We start from the raw sequence: 22,965 nt of genomic DNA, 5'->3' as shown, positions 1-22,965 counted from the left end.
ATTGGGAATTGGTAATTAGGAATTGGGAATTGAGAATTGGGAATTGGGAATTTGCTTATTATTTATTACCTTGACCAATAATAATTGACTCTGCTTGGTCGAAAAATGGTTGCAATATAGCCCGGGCTTGCTCGGAAAGCAGTTCTTTTAAACGAGTTTGCAGCAGATTGCAAACAGTTGCTTCGATATTTTGAGTTTGGTGGGCTTCAACTATGCCGGAAAGCCAGTCTAAAAGGCGCTGTTCGAGAAAATCTCGATCGTTCAGCAGCATAGCCATAGCGCAGTACCGCAAGACTAACACCCAGTGTTTGAGCGATCGTTCTAAGGTTTCTTGTTTTTCGTCGGGGAATGTTTCTTGTAGCTGGTTGGCTATTGGTTGGAAGATGCTTGCTTCCTTGTCTCGCAAAAATTCGTAAATTTTTAAGCGTTGGGCAAGGGTTGCAGCTTGACGCTTAAAAGCTATGAGTTCTTCGCCTTTTAAAAAGCGGTTTTCTGCCTGATCCAGCAGCGCCTCAATTTCAGGGTGCATGATTTTAATTAAGTGGTAATCGGTAATTGATAAAAGGAAGTTCGGCAACGGATTGTGGAACGGATTTAACGGATGGATGTTGAGGGAAGAAGGAAGAAGGCCCTTCGGCTCCTTTCGGGGAAGCTGAGCGGGCAAGTCGCGAGCGGGTAAAAAGAGGGAAGAGGGAAAAGGGATGAGGGATTGCCCTCTTTTTTGTTTTCCATTCCCCACAGAGATTAAAACAAGTCGAAGAGGTCATCAATGGTGACTTCTGCCGATTCAGAAATAGAAATTGCTGGTAAGGGTGGCGGTAGGGGCCGAGCGCCGACTTCGGGAATTCCTTCCCAAGAAATAGCTTGAAAAAAGTCTGCTACTAGCCGGGTTAAATTCAGCACTTGACCGGGGGTCGAGCCATTTTGGGTTTCTAAAGGTTTTCCCAGCCAATTATAGTGACCAAAGAAGTCTTGGACAGACTGGTCCAACCATGAAGTTTGACTTTTCATATTTCTTCCTGCCTGGAGAGACCCACAATCGCTGTAAGATTGCGAAATTGGTGGGAGGAAAGGCAGGGCCGGTGATGTGCCTTTCCATGTTTTTTAGCGTAATATTTCACCGTGTTGCAGTCTAGTTTGAATATCGCGGGCGTTGGCACCTTCGTTGAGCCAAAATGCTGCTGCATCAATTTTATCTGGGTTGCCTAGCAGGAATTTGCAATAGCTTTCTCCCATTGAGTAACATTGGAGTTCTATGCAGCTTAGAGGTTTTTTGACTAGAGATCCGAAGAAACCGGCGAACAAACCGGCGTATATGTGACAAACTGGTTTGCCTACGTCGCCCAATGTGCGAGCAACTGCTGAGTCAAAGAGGTTGATGAAGATGCAGCCGTGTTTGCGATCGCTCATGTCAACTTCCCAGCGACCCCAACCTTGAGCTGTGAACGGCCACCACCAAGTTTCTAGCAGAAACATCAGATTTGACTGGCGAATGTTTTGGCCGAATTCGGCACTAAACCATTTTTGAAAAAATTCGGAATCTTGCAGTCCCCACTGGCAACCAATAGTATACATGATGACAGAGGAAGCCGGGCCTACTTCTTCTTCGAGTCCCTCCACCAAACCGATAATGAAGTCTTCGCTGGTAAAAATGTTGCGCGACTCATTCCAGTCGTCAATTGTACCCATCTGGCGGTCGAAGGTAAAAAAATCCTGAAACCTATAGTGGTTGTGACTTTGAGGATGCTTTTGCTTCAGTAGCGATTCGCTGTGGGGGGAGATTTCTTTTTGGGCGATAGAGACCATTGGCGGGTTATTCCTTTTTGGTGTCGTTTGCTGAAAATTAGAGTCAAATAGACTGGCCTGTGTATCCAATTTAACGTTATTTTTCTAAAGGCAGGCACAGGGGATAATTTTTTTCTGAAATATAAAAATATAAAATTCTAGGATGCTAAATTTGGGCGCTTGTTGGGACTTTTGGCTTCGGACAACTGCTATCTGACTGCTTGCGAAAGTGGGTGTAACCTATAAACGGCTATGTGTTATGGTTTTGTGCAAGCTGTCCACTATATATATAGGGCATATGGAGATGAAACATCACGCTTGTATTGCAATAGGCATCAATCAATATCAGTTACTCCAGCCTTTGAGTTATGCCCAAGAGGATGCAGAGGCACTGTACGGTTTTTTGACTGAGGAGGCGGGTTTTGCGCCGGATGGATGTTTGCTGATGACTGATAGCTCGCCGTCGCTGTGGGGTCAATCCACGTATCCGAATCGGGAAAATATTCTGAGGTTGACCCAAAGCCTGTGCGCTGAACATCTGCAACAGGGAGATTTACTCTGGTGTTTTTTTAGCGGCTACGGTGTCAGCTATGAAGGCAAGGATTATTTGATGCCGGTTGACGGTAATCCGGCTGATATTCAGGGTACGGGGATTCCGGTAGAGTTGCTGTTGAATACTCTGAAAAATGCTCCTACGGAAACGGTGTTGGTGCTCGTTGATATGAACCGCAGCCAGATTGTGAAGGCGGGGGAAACGATCGGAGTTCAAACGGCCCAGGTGGCGCGGGATTTGGAAATCCCGACGGTGCTTTCTTGCCAGCCGAATCAAGTTTCGCGGGAAACTTCTGCTCTGCGTCAGGGTTTTTTTACGGCGGCGCTTTTGGAGGGGCTGCGATCGGGACAGTGCTCGACGCTTAAGGGTTTAGACCGTTTCTTGAGCGATCGGCTGCCGGAGCTGTGCGACCACCATTTGCGTCCGAAACAAGAACCTTTGATGGTGGTGAATCCTCCTGGAAAGGCTCATTTGGTGATTTTGCCGGATGCTTCTGGGGTGCCTACTGCTGCGTTGGCCGGACGCAACGGCAATATGACGGTTGGTGCGGCTGATGGGTTCGATCGCCCGCAAATGGCGACGGCTGCGGCTCGAATAGAGCTCCCGGCCGCTACTCGCAACGCTCAGGACTCGCGGGTTGAGATGCCACCGGTGTCGCAGCCGCCCAATGCTGTGGGTTCGGCAGGTGGGGGGGACGATCGACCGAACTTGCAAAAGCCGGAGGATGCGGATCGCGGGGGGTCGGACAAGTCATTTTTGCAGCAGCTAGTTTTGTGGAGCTCAGCTACGGCTTTGGTGCTGCTGTTGGGTGTTTTTCTGACGAACAGATCAATTTTTCTCGGTCAGCAGGAAGGAGATCCTCGATCGCCTGCTGAGAAGGCCCAAAACTCTGGGTCTCAAAAATCTGCTGGTGCTGGAGTGCCGCAGAACCAACCGCAGGCGCTGCAAGCAGGGACTGGAACCCAGCAGCCACCGTCGAGCCGGCAGGTGTGGGCTGAGGCGAAAACTTTCCTCAAAGATGGTTCAGCTTCTAGTTTTAATAGAGCGGTGGTTAAGGCTCGAACGATTCCGGCTAGCGATCCGGTGTATCCGCAGGCTCAGCAGGATATTGAGCGCTGGAGTTTGACGATTTTGGATATAGCTAACGGGCGGGCTGCTCGGGGCGATTTCCAGGGGGCGATCGGGGCGGCTAAATTGATGCCTGATGTCAATCAACCAGTTTACAATCAGTCGAAACAGGCGATCGCTCAATGGGAGGAGCTATCCAAAAGCCAAAATGTAAATGCTGCTTTGCTATCGGCGGCTTCGGGCCAAATTAAGCGGGGGGTTGCCTCTTCTTACAGTAAAGGCATCCAGCAAGCTAATCAAATTCAGCCCGGTGAGCCGAAGTATGAAGAAGCTCAGCAGTTGATCGGACAGTGGAGCGAAACTATTCTCAAAATTGCTGAGTTGCGAGGCTCTCAAGGAAAGCTGAAAGAGGCAGTTGAAGCTGCTTCGATGGTACCGTCGGGTACTAAGAGTTATCAGCCGGCTCAGAAGGCGATCGCCAATTGGAAAACTAAGCTGCAACGCCAGAAAAAAGGTTGATTTGTTGATAATTTCCCGGTTTCCCACGGGGAAATTATCTTAGCTTAGGGCTCAGATAGGTCGATCGCTCGATCGCTCTTGACACTGCAAAAGGAGACCTACACATCGATAACTTAAAACCAATAATTTTATTCACCATTTCCCCTCCGCAGCTCCTGCGGCAGGGGATTTTATATGCTGCCCGGTAGATTCGTTTTGGGAGAGTGAAAGATATCCTAGGGGCGGGTTAATTAATATCTTTAAATCACGTCCCGGCTCTCGGTGAACCGGCCCCTCCAGAGTCAAAAACCTGGTTTTTTTTACCGGATGGATGGCTGCGGTGATGTTTTTTGAAAAAAAAAAGTTGATGCACGACTCCTAAAAAAGTCGTTTGAGTCTCAAATTAAAACATTTAATTTGGGTTTTCGATTGTTTTAGCTAAGCTGGTTAATTTATATTTAATCTCAAGTTTAGTAACTAGCAAATTGGGCGATATGTAACTGCTATTAAACACAAACGGTGAAGGCAAAATCGGCACCCTCAACCTTGACTGCGCGGGTATTGCCGTGTTGATTTGTTTTACCTATCTTTTTGGCTGTTAGGAGCGATCGACGAGTGAAAGACTGTTTAAACTTGTGCTGTTTTTAAATTATTAGTATTGACAGATATGTTATAAATTATACAAAATGAGCCGTTATTGGCAATTCTAGTCGGCGAGCGATCGCCCCCAATGAATTCAGAAAACAGATTCACCGTCACAGATCGCAAAATGTCTGGATTCGCAAGCTGCGAGTCTTCGTTGGCGCGGAGCTCGCAAAGCTGCTTTAATTAACACAAATAAGGGATTTGCAAGAAAATCAAAAAAATATATGATTGAGAAACAAGAATAAAAACTTGCTCGCTTATGGTAGCCCATGTAACAACACGTATGCCTGAAGTTATAGTCCACAGCGAGGCATAGGGGCCGATCTAAATCAATAGGGTGAGGAGGCAGTGTCTGGGTGTTAAGAGGGGCGATCGAAGAGGAATGTTCGGCGAGCGATCGCTTCCCAATGGGGGAGGGGAAAACTTAGGAAGGCAAGGATCTGGAGACAATGCTGAACTTTTTGAGTTCAGGAAAGTAGCGTTAGCACTAAACTCTGCCATATTGTCGGAGGCGAGCCAAATTTGTAACAGTTCTTAACTATGAATAATTATCCCAAAACTGCTAGCATAGTGACACTTTTGCTAGCAAAAACAGATAAAGTAAATAAAGTTGGCTAGCTCTAGAGGCCCCGATCCCCATCTAGGGGATGTTGAATCAACTTGATTCCTACCAAGTGGTTTTAGAGTTACAATTGGAACCAAAGCATCGCTATTTAACTGAGTTCTTTAGTTAATTTTACTTTCTGCTATGAACGTGGATTTTATCAAAGCCCAAGTCAGGTTGCTACAGGGTGCAAGTTCATCGGAGCGAGAAACCCTTATTAAAAACATCGGCGTCTGTGCTGGCGTGATCAGACCAGGAGAGTACGTGACTCCACAGCGGAAGCACGCCATCACTCTCTGGCTGCAAACAAATGCGGTTCGCCTCCGGCTTCCCCAACTTCCTCTGGATTTATCGGGCCAAAAGCCTTCACACGGAAGTAATTAACGGGTAGCGACAGAATCACATAAATTAGTCAATCTTACCTAAAAGTGCTTTTTTGTTGAGCTGTACAGCGTCAATGAGACACGATTAAGATTGAAAAAATGTTTGTAGGGAGAGTTGGGCTCGAAAGAAACGCCTGTGGACAAGAAGCGGCCGACCGCTTTGTTAAAAGCAGGAAGTGAACGTCAAACCTGCTCGGAAAGTAGATTTGAGTAAGTTTCATAGAACGGATTATTGTGCACAACTATAACCTGGGTTATTTGCTTTTAGATTTGAGATTCACGATTTAGCTCGTGCTGCATAAATTTGCTATTTGTGGAGCGGCTGAAAAATCAACCCTATTCAATAGGTATAACTAATTACAGGGCAGTCATTGAACTGCCCTTACTTTTGAACCCGGAGGCGAAACTGCTGCAAGTTACAATAAACGCATCTACTTCCAGACAGAGTTTAGCTGAACTCTCATGTAAGCTCCAGCTAAGCGAAAGATGGTCTGTTAAGTTCGAGAGGGGAAGGGGAGAAAGGGAGAGGGGGAGAGGATGTGACGAGTGGGGAATAGGGAATTAATATCATCAAACAGAAAGAGTTATTATAATTAACTTGCTTTCTAATATATTTGTCACCAAAAATACTGTGCAGAAGAAACAAAAATTTCCTTATTTAGTTGGTTCCCGATGGACTTCACACCAACAAACTTGGGGGTGGCGGCACTTTCAAGTAGTAAACCGAAAAAACGAAGGTAAATGGGTATTTGCGGAAATGGTGGCGGCTTGCGATTCAAATGTCCGTTTCTGGCTGAACGCCGCACAGCTCAAAGACCGATCGCTCTGGCAAGCTGGATGGCAGTCTACGCAAGAATTAGAGGAATTAGAAGCAGCGGAATAAAAGACAGCGCGTTGGGGTAGAGCGAGCTAGAGATTGGTAATGGGTAATAGCAACAGGGTAAAATAATGAAAAAAAAAGTTGTGTTATTGGTCTGTTTGCTAATTAGTGCTGTATGGGGCGGTGAATTTGGCGAAGTGTCGATCGCCATTCCAGTTCGCGATCTCGGCAATACTCTGTCGGCAGATATTGCAACTCCCCCAGGGGACTTGTCCAACCTAGTCCTGACTTTACAAGACTTGCCCGCAGGTTTTACAGAAATGCCACCTGCGACGATCCAAAAACTGGTCAGCCGTCTCAATAGGTTGAAACCAGGAAGCGTGTTTGCTTATCAGAAGAACGACGATCAGCAGTTTCAAATAGTTGGAGGATTTACAACGCCACTGCCCAACCGGATCGATCGAGCTAAATTTGATGCTGAAATCCGTGAAGGGATTTTTGCACAACAGTTCTCCCAAGGGTTTAAACAGTAGTAGTAACAAGGAATTTCTGTTTGCTAATCTTACCGCTTTAACCTTAGAAGACAAGATTGGCGAGGTATCGGCTGGGTGGACAACTCAAGGAAAAATACAAGGTGTAACAATGAATGTCGAACTTTCGCTGTTTCGACGGGGAAAAATAGGAAGTTTTCTGATGATGATATATCTCGACGGCAGCAAACCCGCTATAACGATTAGCGAAGCAGCGCGCAAATTAGACAGCCGGATGATGGCATTGAAACCCGACTTAACTCAACCGCAATAAGTGGATGCTGCAAGCGGTAAAAAAATCAGCCTTCTACCTGCGGATGACACTCAGATTAGTTGCGCTAACAAAACTCGGGCAAAAATAGCATAGAAACTGGGTTTTTATTTGATCGGTACCGATGAATATAACCAGAGATTTTAGTCGCTCGAACCCGGTTTCTGCGTCCAGGAATGATATCATGTCTGTTGAATTGCCCGTTATAAAATTTTGTGGCCCGGTTGGGGCGGGTTTATAGATATTGTGGATGTGAATTACAAATTTTTGGTGAAACTCGCCCCAACCAATATTGTGGCTAATTTGCCGGACATGAGAGGACTGAGAACAAAGAGCTTTATTTACACCAATTTATACGGACATACCTATGGCTGCCGCTGTTTCCCTACAAAATGCCTGCAAAATATACAACAAAATTCCCGTTGTCAATGACCTTTCCTTCACGATTGAAGCCGGAGAAATGTTCGGTCTCCTAGGCCCCAACGGTGCCGGAAAATCGACCACAATTCGGATGCTGACTACCCTGACTAAACCCAGCAGCGGTCAAATTCAGGTAGCTGGATATGACGTGATGCGGCAAAGCTTGCAAGTGAAACAGTGCATCGGCGTCGTGCTCCAACAAACCAGCGTGGATACTGAGCTTTCGGTATGGGAAAATATGGAGTTTCACGGACGGATGCACCACATCCCAAATCCGAAACGGCAACAGTTAATTAAACAGTGGTTGGGATATGTAGAATTAGCAGAAAGGCGAGATGATTTAGTAAAAACCTTGTCGGGAGGAATGAAGCGGAGGTTGCAAATTGCCCGAGCACTTTTGCATGAGCCGCAAATCTTATTTTTGGACGAACCGACTGTAGGGTTAGACCCGCAAACGCGGCGCCGATTGTGGGAAATTATTCTAGATTTGAACAAGCAGGGAATGACAATGCTGTTAACAACGCATTATATGGATGAAGTGGAGTATTTGTGCGATCGCATCGGCATTATGGACGGCGGCAAGTTAATTCAACTGGGAACGTTGGCCCAACTGCGGCAGGAACACGGTCAAGGGTTAGTGATGAGACAAATAGGCGATCGCTGGGAATACAAGTTTTTTCCTACTCTGGAAGAAGCTAATTTATATCTGGATGCCAAAGACGATAAAACTGGGATGATGGTTCGTCCTTCTAATTTAGAGGATATTTTTGTAGAATTGACGGGCAGACAGTTAGATTGATCCGTGGCTCATTGCTAACAGCAGCCCTTTGATTTGAGACGGGAGATTTGAGATTTAAAAAATGGCGATTAAAACGATCAACTTTTTCATCTAAAATCCCAGTGTTAAAATCAAAAAATGAAAAGTGAAAGAGTTTTGGTTTGTTTCTAAAGCAACCGAAACTCTCAATCTTTGGTGTAATGAGAATGTTTATTACGAATTTCATTAATTCACGATACGGAAATCACGGATAGACGGATAGTTGTTTTTTTGCTAATTCCTTCTTCTTTCCTCGGACTTATTCCCTCAACATTCATTCCTTAAATCCCGTACACTGATCCTTGCCGAACTTCAACGTCCCAAGTCCCACTTCTCAATTCCCAAATGACTCGCTTAGCCACAACAATAGAAGCCATACTTTACTTAAAAGGTCAGCCAGTCTCGATCGCAGAGATTGCCGAGATTGCCAAGTGCGATCGATCCGAAGCCGAAGACGCCATCATCGAACTCATGTCTGACTCATCCCGCCGCGACAGTGCATTAGAAGTCGTCGAAACCCCCACGGGATACAGCCTGCAACTCAGAGAAGAGTTTGCCAGTTTAATGCAAACTTTAATACCTCCAGAATTAGGTGTTGGAGCTTTGCGGACGCTGGCCGCGATCGCCCTAAAAGGCGGCATCGCTCAGCCAGATTTAGTTAACCTGCGGGGTTCAGGAGCTTACCAACAAGTACAGGAACTGGTAGAAATGGGTTTCGTGCGCAAACGGCGGCCGACTGAGGGGCGATCGTATTGGTTACAAGTTACCGATAAATTTCATCGGTACTTTCAAGTAGACCAACTGCCAAAACAATTGCAAATTGACTTTCAGGCAAATTTGTACCCAAGCAATGAGGAGTAGTTTAAAGTAGAATGTAGCAAGCCAGAAATTAAGAATCGCCAAATGGTTTTTCACCCTGACTTTGACAGTAGTTCCAATGCCCAACAAACCGCAGCCAATCCACTCCTGAAGTACCTCCAACACCAATCCCCGGAGGTTCTAGCCCGCATCGCCAAGTCCGCCAGCCCAGAAATCAGAGAAATAATCTCTCATAACGTTCAAGGACTTGTCGGTGTCTTGCCTTCAGAAAATTTTAACGTCGAAATTACCACTGACCGCGAAAACTTAGCAGGTTTGCTAGCTTCAGCGATGATGACAGGCTATTTTCTGAGACAAATGGAGCAGAGGATGCACCTAGAAGAAAATTTAGCAAGCACCAGCTCGATTCAACCAAACTCTCCCAAAGAGAAGTAAAAGATCGACGGGTTGGGGAAGCCAGAAAGATGAAAGTTGTTCAAAAAAATCAATAATCCTGGACGCACAGGGAATTAAGAAACCCGGTTTTTAACCGGATATCCCTCGCGCTACACCGAGGATTTTGGTGAAAAAACTCGGTTGCTGCGTCCAGGACTATAAAGCATCAGATTCATCTTCCATCCTCTACCGTTTGCAACTAATACCAGGTTCCCAAAAAAATGCAACGGTAGGTAAGCTGCAAATCCTTATGCAGTAAGTCATTCCCAATTCTTTAATCGAAAATCGAAAATCGAAAATCGAAAATGGTATTACCCACCGGCAGGGCTACCCGATAGGGGAAAAGCACCCGGACGTACTTTAATTTTCTGAACTTGACCCAAACGGTTAATTTCCACTTCGAGTTCTTTGCCTACAACAGTGCTTTCCACCCGTTCTTGCACGTCCCCGGGAGTGTTAACCGCAATTCCGTCAACTTTTTGAATGACATCTCCGGCGCGCAAGTCGGCTTTTTGAGCCGGGGAATTTTCCACGACTCGCGTCACGGCTACGCCTCGATCGAGGGTAATTTTATTATTATCGAGCTGTTTGTTGAGTTCTGCCTTGGTGGCGGCAGTCAAGCTGACCATTTGAATGCCGAGATAGGCGTGTTCGGCTTTACCTTTGGCGAACAACTGATCGGAAACTCGTTTGGCGGTTTCGATCGGAATTGCAAATCCCAAGCCCTGAGCGTCGGCGCGAATGGCGGTATTGATGCCAATTACTTCGCCTTGGTCGTTGAGCAGCGGGCCGCCAGAATTGCCGGGGTTGATGGCGGCGTCGGTTTGGATGAAGCGGACTCGCTTGTCGGGGATGCCGACTTGGGAACTCGATCGACCCGTAGCGCTGATAATGCCCACAGTGACGGTATTGTCGAGACCTAAAGGATTGCCGATCGCGATCGCCCACTGTCCCGGTACAATATTGTCCGATCGACCCAAAGCCACCTGCGGCAGTTCCTTGGCATCAATCTTAACAACAGCCACATCCGTCAGCAGATCGACCCCCTGCACCTTACCCTCAAACTCGCGGCCGTCTTTGAGCGTCACCTTGACGGTATCCGTCCCGGAGACGACGTGAGCATTAGTAACGATGCGGCCGTCTGGAGTGAGAATAAACCCCGAACCCGTACCCCGCTTGACTCGTTCTTCCGGCTGCGGCAAACTGTCCCCAAAAAACCTGCGAAACAAAGGATTTTTGAAAGCTTCGGGTACTTGATTCGTCACTTTGCTCGATGCGTCAATCCGCACTACAGCCGGGCCGACTTTTTCGGCTGCTTCAGCAATAAAATTGGGATTGCTGCGATCTACCGCCCGATTTTCCTGAACTGGAGGAGACGCATAGGGGGGGATTTGCTGGCGCACCACGGGTAAAACCAATGCGGTTTCCAGATTGTTTGGGCTTTGCAGATAGCGATTCCCCAACCATCCCACGCCTCCCCCGATCGACAGCAAAGTCACATAAAGGGTCGTTTGCTTAAAAGATAAACTCATTTAATAACTCCCGCTAAATACCTCATCCCCGCAGACAGTTCCGAATCAAGCATTTTTGTCTTGGCGACGGGAAGGAAGCGGGGCGGGGCGTACCGCTTCCTCAAGAACATAGCTGTTAACAGGCATGGGCTGATGGGCATCACAGGCAAAAATTGCCTGATTTTCCAAGAGCAACCAAAACTAATAATTCTCATCCTAACTTGGCTTAGCCTGGGATTTACAGTCTCCAGGGCGGCTAGAGCTTTCAAATATGCCGTTTCACTCGGCTCGAAAATTGTCAATTGTCCGAAATGAATACTTTTTTCTATACATAATGACTTTTAAACGCTTATTTCCGCTGATTTTTGTACTACTTTGGTCGATCGCACCCGTTGGGAAAACCGCAGCAAATACCGAGATCCCACCTGCAAATCTTCCTTCAGGTACACCTGTAGAAAACCCCGACCCCGCCCGCGATTGCCCGGAACCCGCTAGGTCTCGGTTGCGCCGCCACACTGCGGCGCAGGGCGAAACCATAGAAAGCATCGCGCGGCAGTACAATGTGATTCCTGCGGCGCTGGTCGGGATAAATCCGATGTTGCGGGGAGGTCGAGTAGCTGCCGGAAGTGCGATCGTCATTCCTCCGTACAGCGGCATCGAGGTAGAAGTGCCTGCGGGCTGGAATTGGCAAAAACTGGCAGAAGCTTACAAAGTGCGCGCAGATTTGCTATTTGAGGCGAATGGGTGCAGGCCTTTGGGGCAAACGGTGTTTGTGCCTGCGGTGAATAGGTCGATCGGGCCTTCTCTAAATCCCGATGCGGCGCCATCGGTGCAAGGATTTCCGCTGCCCGCCCCAGCGGTGGAAGCTTTGCGTTACGGGCGGCAATGGCATCCGCTGCGCCGCGAATTTTTTTTCCACAGCGGCGTAGATTTTTTGGCGTCGGAGGGTACGCAGGTTTTGGCGGCGGGCGAGGGGACTGTCGCCTTTGCCGGGATGCAGGGGGATTACGGGAATTTGGTAGTGGTTAACCATCAAGCAGGGAAGCAAACGCGCTACGCTCATTTGAAAGATATTGCCGTAAAAGTCGGTCAAAAAGTGCAGTCTGGAGAAGTTTTGGGAACTGTGGGGACGACGGGAAAACGGGACATTCCGCAGGCTCATTTGCATTTTGAAGTTCGGTACAATTCGGGTTTGGGTTGGGTTGCTGAAGATCCGCTGCTTTATTTGCAAGTTACTGTTAAAAAATAGGATGGGCGGTTGAAGAAGGAATTCAACCGCCCATATTTTTTTTATGGCATAATTTAGCAAAAGCCCGTGACGAGATTTGAACTCGTGACTTCCTCCTTACCAAGGAGGTACTCTACCACTGAGTTACACGGGCATAAAAAATTAATAATGTTAAATTAAAGTTTTTAACTTTTTATTTTTAACTTTTAACTTTTATTTAAATTGTGGTGGGCCGGGCTGGATTTGAACCAGCGTAGGCGTAGCCAGCGGATTTACAGTCCGCCCCCATTAACCGCTCGGGCACCGACCCATTTGTACCCACAGTTATACATCCTAGCACCAGACTCTTTGTTTGCAACATTATATTTAAAACTCTAATCATAAGTTCAGAATACATAAGTCTAGTAGGGGAATTGGGCATGGGGCATGGGGCATCAGACAATTTTAGATTTTAGACAAATTGGTAATTTTAATCAAAAAATCGAAAATCGGCTTTTCGTTAATCGGATGGGACATGGGGGCATCGATGCACTGGTAACTTAGTCCTGGACGGGTAAATACCAAAGAAACCGGGTTTTTCACTTTAGTTAAGGCCTCAAATGCCGTATTTTCGTAAAAAAACCGGGTTTCTGCCTCCAGGGCAGTCAACAGTCAACAGACAACAGACAACTGACTAATTCACTAATTCGCCGGTTTCTTGCAGGGAGTGGAGCCGGCGGTATCTCCCTTTTTGGCTCAAAAGTTCGTCGTGGGTGCCAACTTCGACGATTCTACCGCCGTCGAGTACCACGATCGCATCGGCTTCGCGAATTGTACTCAGCCTGTGGGCAATAATTATGGTGGTGCGCGTACCGAGGATATTCTGCATGGCTAGCTGGATCGATCGCTCCGACTCATAATCCAAACTAGAAGTAGCCTCATCAAAAATTAACACGTCCGGCTCCACCAACAGAGCCCTGGCAATTCCCAACCGCTGCCGCTGACCTCCCGACAAGCGCATTCCCCGCTCCCCGACAACGGTATAGTAACCTTGAGGCAACAAGCTCACAAACTCGTCTACTCGGGCGATGCGACAAGCTTCCTCAACTTGCTCAAAACTTGCTTTCGGATTTCCGTAAGTCAAATTATCCAGCAGAGTACCGTTAAACACATCTACTTCTTGGTGAACAATGGCTAAACGCTTGCGGTAGCCAGTCACGTCTAAGCTGCAAATGTCCTCGCCGTCGATCAGAATGCGGCCGCTGTTTGGTTCAAAATAGCGGAACAGCAGTTTAACTAAAGTTGATTTCCCGGAACCCGATCGCCCGACTAATGCTACAGTCTGACGGGGATGAATCAATAAGTTTACATCCTGCAAAACAGGCTTTTGGCGATCGTACCCAAATGTCAGCCCGCAAAACTCAATTTTGCCACTAAATTTATAAGGCGACGCGGATGCAGCATTTTCTGTTGTTAAATTTACCGCATCAACACCGTCTGGCAACTGCATAAACTCGTGGAACCGGATCATCGAAGAATAGCGGCGGGCAAATAATTCGGCGATAATGCTAATCGGACGCAGTTGGGAATAGGCCATGCTTGCCAGGGTGTAAACTGTGACAAAATATCCGAGAGAAATCCGACCTGCAACCGTTTCTGCTAAGCTAAAACCGAGAATTGAAAACAGGCAAAACTGCACGATTGTCTGCTGGTATGTTCCCAAGGTGACGTATCCTCGGTGAATGCGGTTAATTACAACTTTTAATTCGCGATCGAGTCTGGTGGTTTGCCTTTTGAGTTCATCGCTTTCTGTTGCAAAAGCTTTGACTGTTTTGATGTTGGTGATAATTTCCGAGTTGCGGCTTTCGGTATCTTCGATGTATTCATCCAGAATTTCTTCACGCGCAGTCACTCCTTGCAAACCTTTGAGGGTGAAACTGAGGATAAATAGGAATGAAACCAAAATTAATAAGCCGATCCGCCATTCAATCAACCAGATAACTGCAAAAATGCCGATTAAGCGGACGACTTCGGGGATGAATTCGCCGGCAATTTCTGGATATGTCCAAGTGTGGTTGGCGATGCCTTTGGCGATGCGGCTGGCAATGCGTCCGGCGTTGTTTTCGTCGTAGAATTCTAGGGGTAAGGTGAGAATTTTGCCGATCGCACCTCTCATTCGATCGCGCCTCGCCCTCAACGGTATCGCCCAGTGGAACCAATTTCCTACCCAAGGTTGGATCGGTGCTTTGGCGACTGTTACCACAAAAATTAGGCCCAGCAAGACGGACAGTGATAATGTTTGATTGGCTGGCTGCTGGGTAATAGAGGCGATCGCTCCTACCAATTTTTGCGTTATTGTATCTATCTGTTGACCCGACATTACGTTTAATATTTGACCGATCGCGTAGGGCACAGCCAAATCTGCTAGTTCAAGAATGCTGGATGCACCGATGCTGACAACCGAGATTTTCGAGTAGCGGCTGTAGTATTTGATAATGTCCCGAAAGCTTGCCATATTTTTTTTAGATACAACCCTTGCAAACACTTGGATTTGAAACTGCGCGCTCATGGCGCTTTGCTTACAAGTGTACTACAAAAGTAGTAAATCGGGGAGCGCTCTGGGATCGTTCTATTGAGTCGCCCGATCGGATGATTTATGGCAATCGGCATTCAGAGGCAATAAACTCAAGACTAAGGGCAAAAAAAATGCAAAAGACAGAATTTTTCTTAAATTCTGCCTTCTGAGCAATGATTTCTAATTTTTAGGTTTGAGTAGTCTGTTAGCTGAAGGTGTAGGCTGATTGCAGCGCCCACCAGATCAGGAAGCCGATTCCGCCAGCAATGACGGTCGCCGAAATGGCGATCGCGATCGGGCTGTCAGCTCCTTTGAATTTCATGATTCCGCGATTTAAGTCTGACATGGCAGTGTTCTCCCACAATTGCAGCTTGATTGTAGCTTTGCATTTGGCGGATGACGGTCAAATGCGCTGCAATTACTGATTTTGTTAATAATCGGGATGCTGCAATTTCATGCCCAGAGTGGTGTTGGGGCGCTTTTACAGGCTTTCTGAAAAAAACTTACAAAAAAGACTTGACAAATTCCGAGAATTAAGACAGTATAGTTAAGACCGCAGGAAATGCGGGTGTGGCTCAGTGGTAGAGCGTCACCTTGCCAAGGTGAATGTCGCGCGTTCGAATCGCGTCACCCGCTTTAAAAAATCAAGAAAAAAATCGATAAAACCCGAAAGTAGATCGAGAAAGTTTTCGTTATACTCCTAACGGTGGTTGAAAATACCTAAGTTAGTGGTAAACTTGATTGCAGAACTTGTAAGTCAAAATTGCCGATCGCCCGATCGCTCGGAACAGGCAGTAAAAACCCTCGATCGGGCAGAATTGACAAGTTTGATAATAGTGGATATGTTAACGATTATTTTTGCAAAAACGCTTTTTTTATCCGATCGCCCGTGCCATCCCAAAAAGCTCCAAAGATTGACTTAAACGATGAGTACCCGTGCCCTTGCCGGCGCCGGGGCCGTCTCGTGCCCATAACGCTGACAGAAGCCTTTGGCTGCAACCGCTGTCAGCAAATATTTGTATTGGACGAAAGCGGACACGTCATCGAGCAACTATCAACGAACTATCCTTACAAGCAGGCTTGGCGATGGACGGGGCAACAGTGGAACAGAGCGCATCCGGGTTTGAAGGCCCACTATTTGCCAATGGCCCTGGGGATGATTTTGGTGCCGCTAGTGATTTGGTTGCCCCTGGCGCTGCACTCGTCGGGCCCGAATGTTATTCTGTGGGCAATGGTGGCAGTGCTGCTAGCAATGCTGCCGGCGCTGATGGTATGGCTGGCTTACAGGCGTTAGTTAGATGATAATAGAGGATTTTAGCCATTCATCAGATGGGGCAAATGTCGCCCGCCGCGCAAATCTTGCTTCTTTGGAGTTGGCGGCGACAAAGAGCACGGATCGCGCTGCTGGTTTGCAGGCGATGGCGCAGGCGCTGAAACGCCGGCAAAATGACATTTTAGAAGCAAATACTCTGGATCTAGAAGCGAGTCGCGACATGGCGATTCCTGAGTTGATTGTGGAGTGGCTGAAGCTGACGCCGGAACGGATCAAGACAACTGTGCAAATTCTTCAGCGATTGGGAGAAATGCCAGATCCGATCGGCAGGGTGATTAATGCTTCTTATCAGGTCGATCGCTGTCAAGTATACTGTCAGTCGCTACCGCTGGGGGCGATCGCCCTAATTTATGAGGCGTTTCCCGAGTTGGGGGCGATAGCAGCCGGTTTGTGTCTCAAAAGCGCTAACAGTTTGATTCTCAAAGGCGGTAGCGAAAGCTGGCAAACTAATGCTGTAATTGGAGAAGCTTTACATTCGGCGATCGATGATGTCGGTTTGCCGTCAGGATGTTTGCAGGTACTGCCACCCGATCGGGGCGCTTCCATCCGGGATTTAGTGACTCAAGACCAATATCTCAATTTAATTATTCCCTACGGCAGACCGAGTTTGGTGCAGCAGGTGGTAAGGCTGTGCACAGCACCGGTATTGCGATCGGCAATGGGGAATTGTTATCTTTATTGGTCGCCTACTGGTAGTTTGGAGATGGCGAGGTGGATGATTTTGGACAGCCATCAAAGCGTGCCCGATCCGGTGAATGCGATCGAGAAAGTGTTGATAGATCGCAACCAAAAGCCATCTTCCTTAGTTAGGCTGTGGAACAGTTTAAAAGAAAAAGGCTTTCAAATTAGCGGAGACGCCGAACTCGTGGCAGATTTCCCAGAATTGAAGCTGGCGGAACCCTACGAGTGGACTCAACCGTATTTAAACAAAACCATAGCGTTTAAAGTTGTTGATAGCTTGGAAATTGCGATCGGCTGGATCAATCGCTACAGCAGCGGCCACGCTGACTGCATAGCGACGGAATCTTACTTAGAAAGCCGCCAATTTGCTCTGGATGTCAACAGCGCCTCTACTTTTATTAATGCCTCGCCTCGGTTTTGGCGCTATCAAAATCGGGGAGATGCGATATTTTTGGGAATGTCTAATCAAAAAGGTTATCGTCGAGGATTGATCGGGTTAGATACGCTGACTACAATTAAAGAAATTGTTCAGGGAAACGGACTTTTTTAATGTTATTTGTTATTGGGATTAGACCCAAGTTAAAAGTGCGATCGTATTATCGATGCGTCAGCTTTTAAGAGTTATTTATAAAACACTGTTTGAGCAATTTTTAAAGACACACAAACAAGCAAGGTCGGACACGGCAGTGCCGTTTCCCTACCCCAAAATAATCATGAGCGATCGCCAGATATGTAACTATAGCCCGATTAATTGTAGGCAAACGGCACTGGCGTGTCCTGACTGTGGATAATATTAATTCCGATGCCACCGGATTTGATAGGACTGATTTTTCCTAAATATTAAACTCGTTCAAAACCGGATATAATTAACTGTAGAAAGTTATTCAGTGGCATCAAAATACTCTTAATGGCAATATGAAATCCGAAAAAACACTCAATACTCTAGACAAGACTGTAACACCGAATTTAGGCGAAGAAACCCTAATTCACCACTCGGTATATGTTAAGAAATTGCGTCCGCTGCTGCCATCAGATGCCTTTGAACCCAATTCAAGCAAGTTAGCGATACTGCTCATCAATCTGGGGATTTTATTGTTAGGATGGGGAATTGCGGCTAATCTCGATCGCTGGCCCGTGTATCTTTTATGGCTTTACTTACCTCTAGCCGTCATCATGGGCAATAGTATCATAGTTTTGCTATTTAGCTCCCACGATTTGATGCACGGCAGCGTTCAGAAAAAGTCGCGCCTCACTTATCCGATCGCCTTTTTGGGACTAAGTATGCTGTTCATGCCGCCTACTCAGTGGAAAAATCTGCACAACCTAGTACACCACAATAACACCAATTCCTTAGCAGACCCCGATCGCAATTACCTGTACCAGCAGCCCGATACTTGGGGAAAATGGATTCAAAATCTATTTGTACCGTCGGTAGAAGTCAATCCGCTGTGGTTAATTGTCGGGATGGCCGGTTCGTGGTTAGTGCATAATTTCCGCAATCTCACCTCGGTACTATTCTTTAACGATAAATCTGTCGATTACGTACCGGCTGCCTTTACAGTTAGTCATAAAGATAGATTGACTATCGCCTTTGAATGTGTGGGAATTTTAGGAATTCATGCCAGCATTTTGTTCTACCTAAATTTTCATCCGCTCAAAATAGCCCTCGCCTACTTTTTGCCGATCGCAATTGGTCATGCAGGCGCAATGTTTTACATCTTCACCAATCACATGGGCTGTCGGATGACCAGTATTAATGACCCGCTGATTAATAGTATGTCGCTGCGGGTTCCTAAAATATTTGACCTGCTGCACTTAAATTTTTCTTACCACACAGAGCATCATATTTTCCCCAGCATCAACTCAGACTATTATCCGATGGTGCAAGAGTTGTTAAAAATTCACTATCCCGGTCGCCTGAATTTAATCGATGCTGGCGACGCTTGGCGGTTGCTGATGCAAACACCCCGGCATTATCAAGATGAAGTCACCTTCACGGATTCCTCTGGTATAAGGTCGGTGAATTGCTCGATCGCTGAAGAATACAAAAACGGCTAATACAGAGTAAGGTGCGCACTGCGCACCCTACATTGAGATATTGTGCTGAATTTTTAATTCTACATACTGATGCTATTTAGCACCAACGAAGGCTTGAGAGAAAAGTAAGGGATTACTCGTTTTTGATTGTTGGCATCAATCTTCTGTTCAGCCATATTCAAATTTTGCTGAAACTGGCTGGCTAAAAATTCGATCGGCGTTTCCGCAAAAAATTCATCGAAACTCATCTGGTAGAGTTCCCGAAAAGATTTATCGTAATAACCCAAACGGTCATATCGATAAGCTGACAAAAGAAACATAACTTGCAGTTGGTCAGCCGCTCGTTTGTACGGAGGAAGCAACTGTAAAATGTCCTTTTCTGTAATCACTTCGAGATGGCCAGAAGCGGTAATTTTGGGAATGTCCCGGTAGGCTGCCAAGGGCATATTGGCGGCAAAAGCCATGTATTCGTACTGGGGAAAATTGACGGCTGAATGCTGCGGGCCGCAGGTGAAAATTACAGTTGTGACAATTTTAATTAATTGTTCAACTGTGTCGATTTTGCTTGGCATTCCTTTGACTTTACCGCCGTTCTCAGAGGCTAATTCTTGTGCCCAGGTTTGCAGTTCCACATCTTCTGCGATGCCTCTTTCGTCGGGTAAAAGTGTTTGAGATAGCCGGAGACAAAGGTTTCGATCGCATCCCACAGCAGCAATCCATAGCGGTTAGGCATGAGTCATTAAATATTGACCGTTGCCGTTATATTCACCGTCGCAACTCGCGAAATTAGCCACAAACCAAATCAAGTAAAATCGCCATATTCGCCGAAATTTGGCATAGTCGATGCCGTAGTCTAAATCTTTGACTATTGCCTGAGAATCGTCAAAGTTTTTCAGCCAGTTAGCAAAGGTTGTGGAGTAATTGTATCCGTTGAGATACCATCTTTGAATGGTCTTGAGTTCTTTATTGTGGCTGGGAACTGCATCGTATTTCCAGTAACGGCCGTGGGGAAAAATGTATTTGTGGGTGAAAACGCTGGATATATTGTTGGGGGTGCGAACTGTGATGATGTGAATGAAAACTTTGCCGTTATCCTTCAGGAAAGATGCCAGCTTTTGGAAAGCCTTCGTTAAATTACCTACATGACAAAAAACTCCGATGGAGAGAATTTTGTCGAATTTGGTCTCGAAGTTGGCGTCGTTCAAATCGCCTTCATATAGGGTAAATCGACCGGAACTGAGGTAGCTTTCGGGGTCTTGCATCTTCTGACGCATATACTCGCATTGGTGGTGGCTCAAATTAATCCCCGTAAAGGTGACATTGGGGAATTTGGAAAGAATGTAATTGGGAACGCAACCCCACCCGCAGCCAAAGTCTAAAATTCTATCGCCATCCTGAATGTCTAGCTTCTCGATCGCATCATCAATCATCTGCATTTGCGATTGTTCAAGGTTGGCGGCTCCTTTTTCCCACAATCCCATGCTGTATTTAGGATAAATGAGTTTGCTGTCGCCTAACATGGGATTCAGCATGGCTTGAGGCAAGTCGTACTGAATTTTCATTAAATCCCGCGGCCCTTCGGCTGTATGGTCTGTTTCTGTTAGTACCCATTCGTAGGGTGCAAGCAGGGACGGGAAATGCTTAAAAAAGACGGGCATACAGGTATCAAAAAGCGATCGCAATACTGAATCCGGTACTTCTAATCCGTTGATGTAAGACTCTGCTACTGCCATTTGCACGGCGTTAACTGTACTGACTGCGAGGCGGGTTGCTCGGTAGGCGATCGGACTTTTGGTATGCACGTCTCCCACGATGGGAATGTGCTTTTCGATGTTTTGTAGGGCTGTTGATGAACTCATGGTTATACTGGTTTTAAAGATGCTGCTATTCTATCTCACCAAAATTGGCTGGTTGTTAGAGATCCAAAAAGCTGAAACTATTGCCAAGTAAGGTTGGCACCGCAAAACTCCGCAAAATCATAAAAATATATCGTCGTTGAAGGGGATTTGATAACGGATTTATCGGGCTTTGGGCGATCTTAATTTTATTAAGAATTATGTCAGTCCATTTGAGATTTGAGATTTGAGATTTGAGATTAACTCCACAGCTTGAATGGGGTATTTTCACGGTGCAATGGCGATTTTAGTGCTCATTTATACCATTTTAGATTTGAGAATTGGCAATGACTGATGAGCTAAGAGTTGGACTATTGCCTAGAGTTGCATTCTTTTTTTAAACTGGTGTCAGTTGGGCGGTTGAGCTGACGAAACGAGAAGCAAATGCCGATCGCGATTTATAGTTAAGGAATCAGGGGATACATAAAAAATGCCGAGAAACCGGGTTTGCATACAGGTTCGCTGCAATAACAGATGTCCGCGAGATTCCTCGCTAATTAGCTAGACGCGCCACATATGCCACAGATTCACTATCTGCCGGACGATCGCACGATCGAGGTAGACGACGACAATATAATCCTCGAAGCTTCCCTGCGTGCGGGCATTCCGCACACCCACATCTGCGGCGGTACCGGCCGGTGTTCGACTTGCCGGGTATTGATTGTCGAAGGTTTGGAATTTTGCTCTCCGCGCACTTCGCCGGAAGAGGAACTTGCCAAAAAGTTGCGTTTAGAACCGGAAATTAGGCTGGCTTGTCAGACGCAGATTGCTGGCGGCAAGGTGATTTTGCGCCGATTGGCGATCGATTCTGAAGACTTGGAATCATTTACCGACCAAATGGCGGGAAAGTCAATTTCTCCTCCTGTGGGGCAAGAGAAAAAAATTGCGATTTTGTTTGCGGATATTCGAGGATTTACGCCGTTTGCAGAATCGCTGCTGCCTTACGACGTAATCTATGTTTTAAATCGCTATTTCCAAAAAATGGGTTTTGCGATCAATCGGAATGGGGGGATGATTAATAATTATATGGGTGACGGTTTAATGGCGCTGTTTGGGTTGGAAAATCCCGACAAGGCTGCGGAACAAGCAGTGAGGGCTGGGGTGGAAATGCTGGAGGAACTAGAGAAACTCAATCCCTATTTTGAGACTTTATACCGTCATCGGTTGCGGATTGGGATTGGCATTCACTGCGGGTGGGTGGTTGTGGGGAATTTGGGGGCGTCTAAAAATCAGACAGTGACGGCGATCGGGGATGCGGTGAATTTTGCCAGCCGGATCGAGGCTGCTAACAAGCAAGTGGGAACGAGTTTATTGATTTCCGAGGAGACTTATCAGGAAGTCAAGGAATTGGCGATCGTCAATCAATGCGTATTAGTTGAAATTCCGGGGAAAAGCGGCGAATATCCGCTCTATGAAGTAGTCGGGATGCCGCCGCTGCCCGTGGAAATCGAAGAAGTTTCTGAGGTAAGGCAATGTTCTATTTGGCAAAGTTTTGTCAATAAATTGTTGGCTTTGTATGCTGCGGCGTACAATTGGATTAGGAAAATTTGGATTAAAATTATAAAACTATAGAGAGAGCAACTTTTTTGAGTTTTGTTATTCCCTCGATAAGATGAATATTCCTCAGTCAATAGTTCGCATTTTTCTCATGCTCCCCAACGGTCAGATTGGGGCACAACTGCGAGATAATATTCCAGGTATTGCCAGTCAAGGAATGCTTTCTACTTTTGGTGGTGGCGTGGACATTGGAGAAAGTCCACAGCAGGCAGCAGTGCGAGAAATGGAGGAAGAAACTAGCCTCACAACCAATTTTTACAGAATGGAGTTTATCACAAGTTTCACTCACCAAAAAACTCAAAATGATAGAAAAGTTTTACAAAATAACCACCTTTTTTTGGCTAGAGTTAGCGATCGTGATAAAATAGAAATCAAAGAAGGTGTGGGTTTGGTAGTTTTGAGAAAAGATGTAGACTTTGAAAAAGTCAACGCAGGGGAAGGTACTCAAATGGCTTGGAAATTGTTGCAGGAATATTTAAAATAAAAACTCCCAGACTACCTTTTCCCCGCGATGGGACTGA

At 46.4% G+C, this 22,965-nt stretch carries 24 protein-coding genes and 3 tRNA genes; 16 read left to right on the top strand and 11 right to left on the bottom strand.

The annotated features are described in order from the left end of the window. Positions 1-58 precede the first annotated feature (58 nt). The 3 genes from QUA02_RS14710 to QUA02_RS14700 form a co-directional block, all read right to left on the bottom strand. Positions 59-529, bottom strand: a complete 471-nt coding sequence (locus QUA02_RS14710; protein WP_333028816.1) for a bilin-binding protein — start codon at positions 527-529, stop codon at positions 59-61. Positions 530-744: 215 nt separating this feature from the next. Continuing rightward, entirely contained in the window at positions 745-1,011 is a 267-nt protein-coding gene (locus QUA02_RS14705; protein ID WP_333028814.1) for a hypothetical protein, read from the bottom strand. A 93-nt stretch (positions 1,012-1,104) separates the two neighbouring features. Continuing rightward, positions 1,105-1,806, bottom strand: a complete 702-nt coding sequence (locus tag QUA02_RS14700) for a V4R domain-containing protein (protein ID WP_333028813.1) — start codon at positions 1,804-1,806, stop codon at positions 1,105-1,107. Between the two features lie 283 nt (positions 1,807-2,089). On the opposite strand from QUA02_RS14700, the gene QUA02_RS14695 reads away from it, so the two are divergent. The 8 genes from QUA02_RS14695 to QUA02_RS14660 all read left to right on the top strand — a co-directional run bounded on the left by QUA02_RS14695 (position 2,090) and on the right by QUA02_RS14660 (position 9,648). Continuing rightward, positions 2,090-3,925: a caspase family protein gene (locus QUA02_RS14695; RefSeq protein WP_333028811.1), complete on the top strand. Its 1,836-nt coding sequence runs from the start codon at positions 2,090-2,092 to the stop codon at positions 3,923-3,925. A 1,372-nt stretch (positions 3,926-5,297) separates the two neighbouring features. Continuing rightward, on the top strand, positions 5,298-5,537 hold the full coding sequence (locus QUA02_RS14690) for a hypothetical protein (RefSeq protein WP_293129733.1): 240 nt from the start codon (positions 5,298-5,300) through the stop codon (positions 5,535-5,537). Positions 5,538-6,167: 630 nt separating this feature from the next. Next, positions 6,168-6,419 carry a TIGR02450 family Trp-rich protein gene (locus tag QUA02_RS14685; RefSeq protein ID WP_333028809.1) on the top strand — a complete coding sequence of 84 codons (252 nt, stop codon included), beginning with the start codon at positions 6,168-6,170 and terminating at the stop codon, positions 6,417-6,419. A gap of 65 nt (positions 6,420-6,484) precedes the next feature. Beyond that, complete coding sequence (locus QUA02_RS14680; RefSeq protein WP_333028808.1) at positions 6,485-6,889, top strand: hypothetical protein; 405 nt, start codon at positions 6,485-6,487, stop codon at positions 6,887-6,889. A 109-nt stretch (positions 6,890-6,998) separates the two neighbouring features. Continuing rightward, positions 6,999-7,160 carry a hypothetical protein gene (locus QUA02_RS14675; protein ID WP_333028806.1) on the top strand — a complete coding sequence of 54 codons (162 nt, stop codon included), beginning with the start codon at positions 6,999-7,001 and terminating at the stop codon, positions 7,158-7,160. 364 nt (positions 7,161-7,524) lie between these two features. Beyond that, positions 7,525-8,376 carry an ABC transporter ATP-binding protein gene (locus tag QUA02_RS14670; protein WP_333028804.1) on the top strand — a complete coding sequence of 284 codons (852 nt, stop codon included), beginning with the start codon at positions 7,525-7,527 and terminating at the stop codon, positions 8,374-8,376. A 363-nt stretch (positions 8,377-8,739) separates the two neighbouring features. After that, on the top strand, positions 8,740-9,255 hold the full coding sequence (scpB, locus tag QUA02_RS14665) for an SMC-Scp complex subunit ScpB (protein ID WP_332984673.1): 516 nt from the start codon (positions 8,740-8,742) through the stop codon (positions 9,253-9,255). Between the two features lie 42 nt (positions 9,256-9,297). Next, entirely contained in the window at positions 9,298-9,648 is a 351-nt protein-coding gene (locus QUA02_RS14660; RefSeq protein WP_333028803.1) for a DUF760 domain-containing protein, read from the top strand. A gap of 311 nt (positions 9,649-9,959) precedes the next feature. On the opposite strand, the gene QUA02_RS14655 is transcribed toward QUA02_RS14660, so the two are convergent. Then, positions 9,960-11,180 carry an HhoA/HhoB/HtrA family serine endopeptidase gene (locus tag QUA02_RS14655; protein ID WP_333028802.1) on the bottom strand — a complete coding sequence of 407 codons (1,221 nt, stop codon included), beginning with the start codon at positions 11,178-11,180 and terminating at the stop codon, positions 9,960-9,962. 313 nt (positions 11,181-11,493) lie between these two features. Here QUA02_RS14655 and QUA02_RS14650 point away from each other — a divergent pair, with 313 nt between their 5' ends. After that, positions 11,494-12,408, top strand: a complete 915-nt coding sequence (locus QUA02_RS14650; RefSeq protein WP_333028801.1) for a peptidoglycan DD-metalloendopeptidase family protein — start codon at positions 11,494-11,496, stop codon at positions 12,406-12,408. A gap of 61 nt (positions 12,409-12,469) precedes the next feature. Here QUA02_RS14650 and QUA02_RS14645 read toward each other — a convergent pair. The 4 genes from QUA02_RS14645 to QUA02_RS14630 all read right to left on the bottom strand — a co-directional run bounded on the left by QUA02_RS14645 (position 12,470) and on the right by QUA02_RS14630 (position 15,287). Continuing rightward, positions 12,470-12,541, bottom strand: a tRNA-Thr gene (locus QUA02_RS14645). A 71-nt stretch (positions 12,542-12,612) separates the two neighbouring features. After that, positions 12,613-12,697: transfer RNA gene (locus tag QUA02_RS14640), tRNA-Tyr, on the bottom strand. Between the two features lie 363 nt (positions 12,698-13,060). Next, complete coding sequence (locus QUA02_RS14635) at positions 13,061-14,881, bottom strand: ABC transporter ATP-binding protein (protein ID WP_333028799.1); 1,821 nt, start codon at positions 14,879-14,881, stop codon at positions 13,061-13,063. Positions 14,882-15,146: 265 nt separating this feature from the next. Then, positions 15,147-15,287 (bottom strand): hypothetical protein, encoded by a 141-nt coding sequence (locus tag QUA02_RS14630; RefSeq protein ID WP_333028798.1) that lies wholly within the window; start codon positions 15,285-15,287, stop codon positions 15,147-15,149. A 218-nt stretch (positions 15,288-15,505) separates the two neighbouring features. Here QUA02_RS14630 and QUA02_RS14625 point away from each other — a divergent pair. The 5 genes from QUA02_RS14625 (at position 15,506) to QUA02_RS14605 (ending at position 19,013) form a co-directional block, all read left to right on the top strand. Further along, positions 15,506-15,577, top strand: a tRNA-Gly gene (locus QUA02_RS14625). Positions 15,578-15,678: 101 nt separating this feature from the next. Continuing rightward, on the top strand, positions 15,679-15,864 hold the full coding sequence (locus QUA02_RS14620; protein WP_333028796.1) for a hypothetical protein: 186 nt from the start codon (positions 15,679-15,681) through the stop codon (positions 15,862-15,864). Further along, positions 15,831-16,235, top strand: a complete 405-nt coding sequence (locus QUA02_RS14615) for a hypothetical protein (RefSeq protein WP_332985037.1) — start codon at positions 15,831-15,833, stop codon at positions 16,233-16,235. Before QUA02_RS14620 ends, QUA02_RS14615 begins: the two co-directional genes overlap by 34 nt. Positions 16,236-16,239: 4 nt before the next feature. After that, positions 16,240-17,505 carry a glutamate-5-semialdehyde dehydrogenase gene (locus QUA02_RS14610; protein ID WP_333028794.1) on the top strand — a complete coding sequence of 422 codons (1,266 nt, stop codon included), beginning with the start codon at positions 16,240-16,242 and terminating at the stop codon, positions 17,503-17,505. 365 nt (positions 17,506-17,870) lie between these two features. Further along, a complete protein-coding gene (locus QUA02_RS14605) occupies positions 17,871-19,013 on the top strand; it encodes a fatty acid desaturase family protein (protein ID WP_333028793.1) in 1,143 nt (380 codons plus the stop codon). Positions 19,014-19,072: 59 nt separating this feature from the next. On the opposite strand, the gene QUA02_RS14600 is transcribed toward QUA02_RS14605, so the two are convergent. The 3 genes from QUA02_RS14600 to QUA02_RS14590 are packed head-to-tail and all read right to left on the bottom strand — an operon-like array spanning position 19,073 to position 20,851. Beyond that, positions 19,073-19,624 (bottom strand): lipoxygenase family protein, encoded by a 552-nt coding sequence (locus tag QUA02_RS14600; protein ID WP_333028792.1) that lies wholly within the window; start codon positions 19,622-19,624, stop codon positions 19,073-19,075. Continuing rightward, the gene (locus QUA02_RS14595) at positions 19,594-19,725 is read right to left on the bottom strand and encodes a hypothetical protein (protein WP_333028791.1); all 132 of its coding nucleotides are present in this window, start codon (positions 19,723-19,725) and stop codon (positions 19,594-19,596) included. The genes QUA02_RS14600 and QUA02_RS14595 overlap by 31 nt, the downstream gene beginning before the upstream one ends. Continuing rightward, a complete protein-coding gene (locus tag QUA02_RS14590; RefSeq protein WP_333028790.1) occupies positions 19,718-20,851 on the bottom strand; it encodes an SAM-dependent methyltransferase in 1,134 nt (377 codons plus the stop codon). The genes QUA02_RS14595 and QUA02_RS14590 overlap by 8 nt, the downstream gene beginning before the upstream one ends. 552 nt (positions 20,852-21,403) lie before the next feature. Here QUA02_RS14590 and QUA02_RS14585 point away from each other — a divergent pair. Further along, positions 21,404-22,459: an adenylate/guanylate cyclase domain-containing protein gene (locus QUA02_RS14585; RefSeq protein WP_333028788.1), complete on the top strand. Its 1,056-nt coding sequence runs from the start codon at positions 21,404-21,406 to the stop codon at positions 22,457-22,459. Positions 22,460-22,499: 40 nt separating this feature from the next. Next, on the top strand, positions 22,500-22,928 hold the full coding sequence (locus tag QUA02_RS14580) for an NUDIX domain-containing protein (protein ID WP_333028786.1): 429 nt from the start codon (positions 22,500-22,502) through the stop codon (positions 22,926-22,928). The last annotated feature ends 37 nt before the right edge of the window (positions 22,929-22,965 follow it).

This window comes from Microcoleus pseudofavosus SVA1_A4 (genome assembly GCF_036700565.1).
Taxonomy (GTDB): Bacteria; Cyanobacteriota; Cyanobacteriia; order Cyanobacteriales; family Microcoleaceae; genus Microcoleus.
This window is presented reverse-complemented; position numbering and strand designations above follow the sequence as displayed.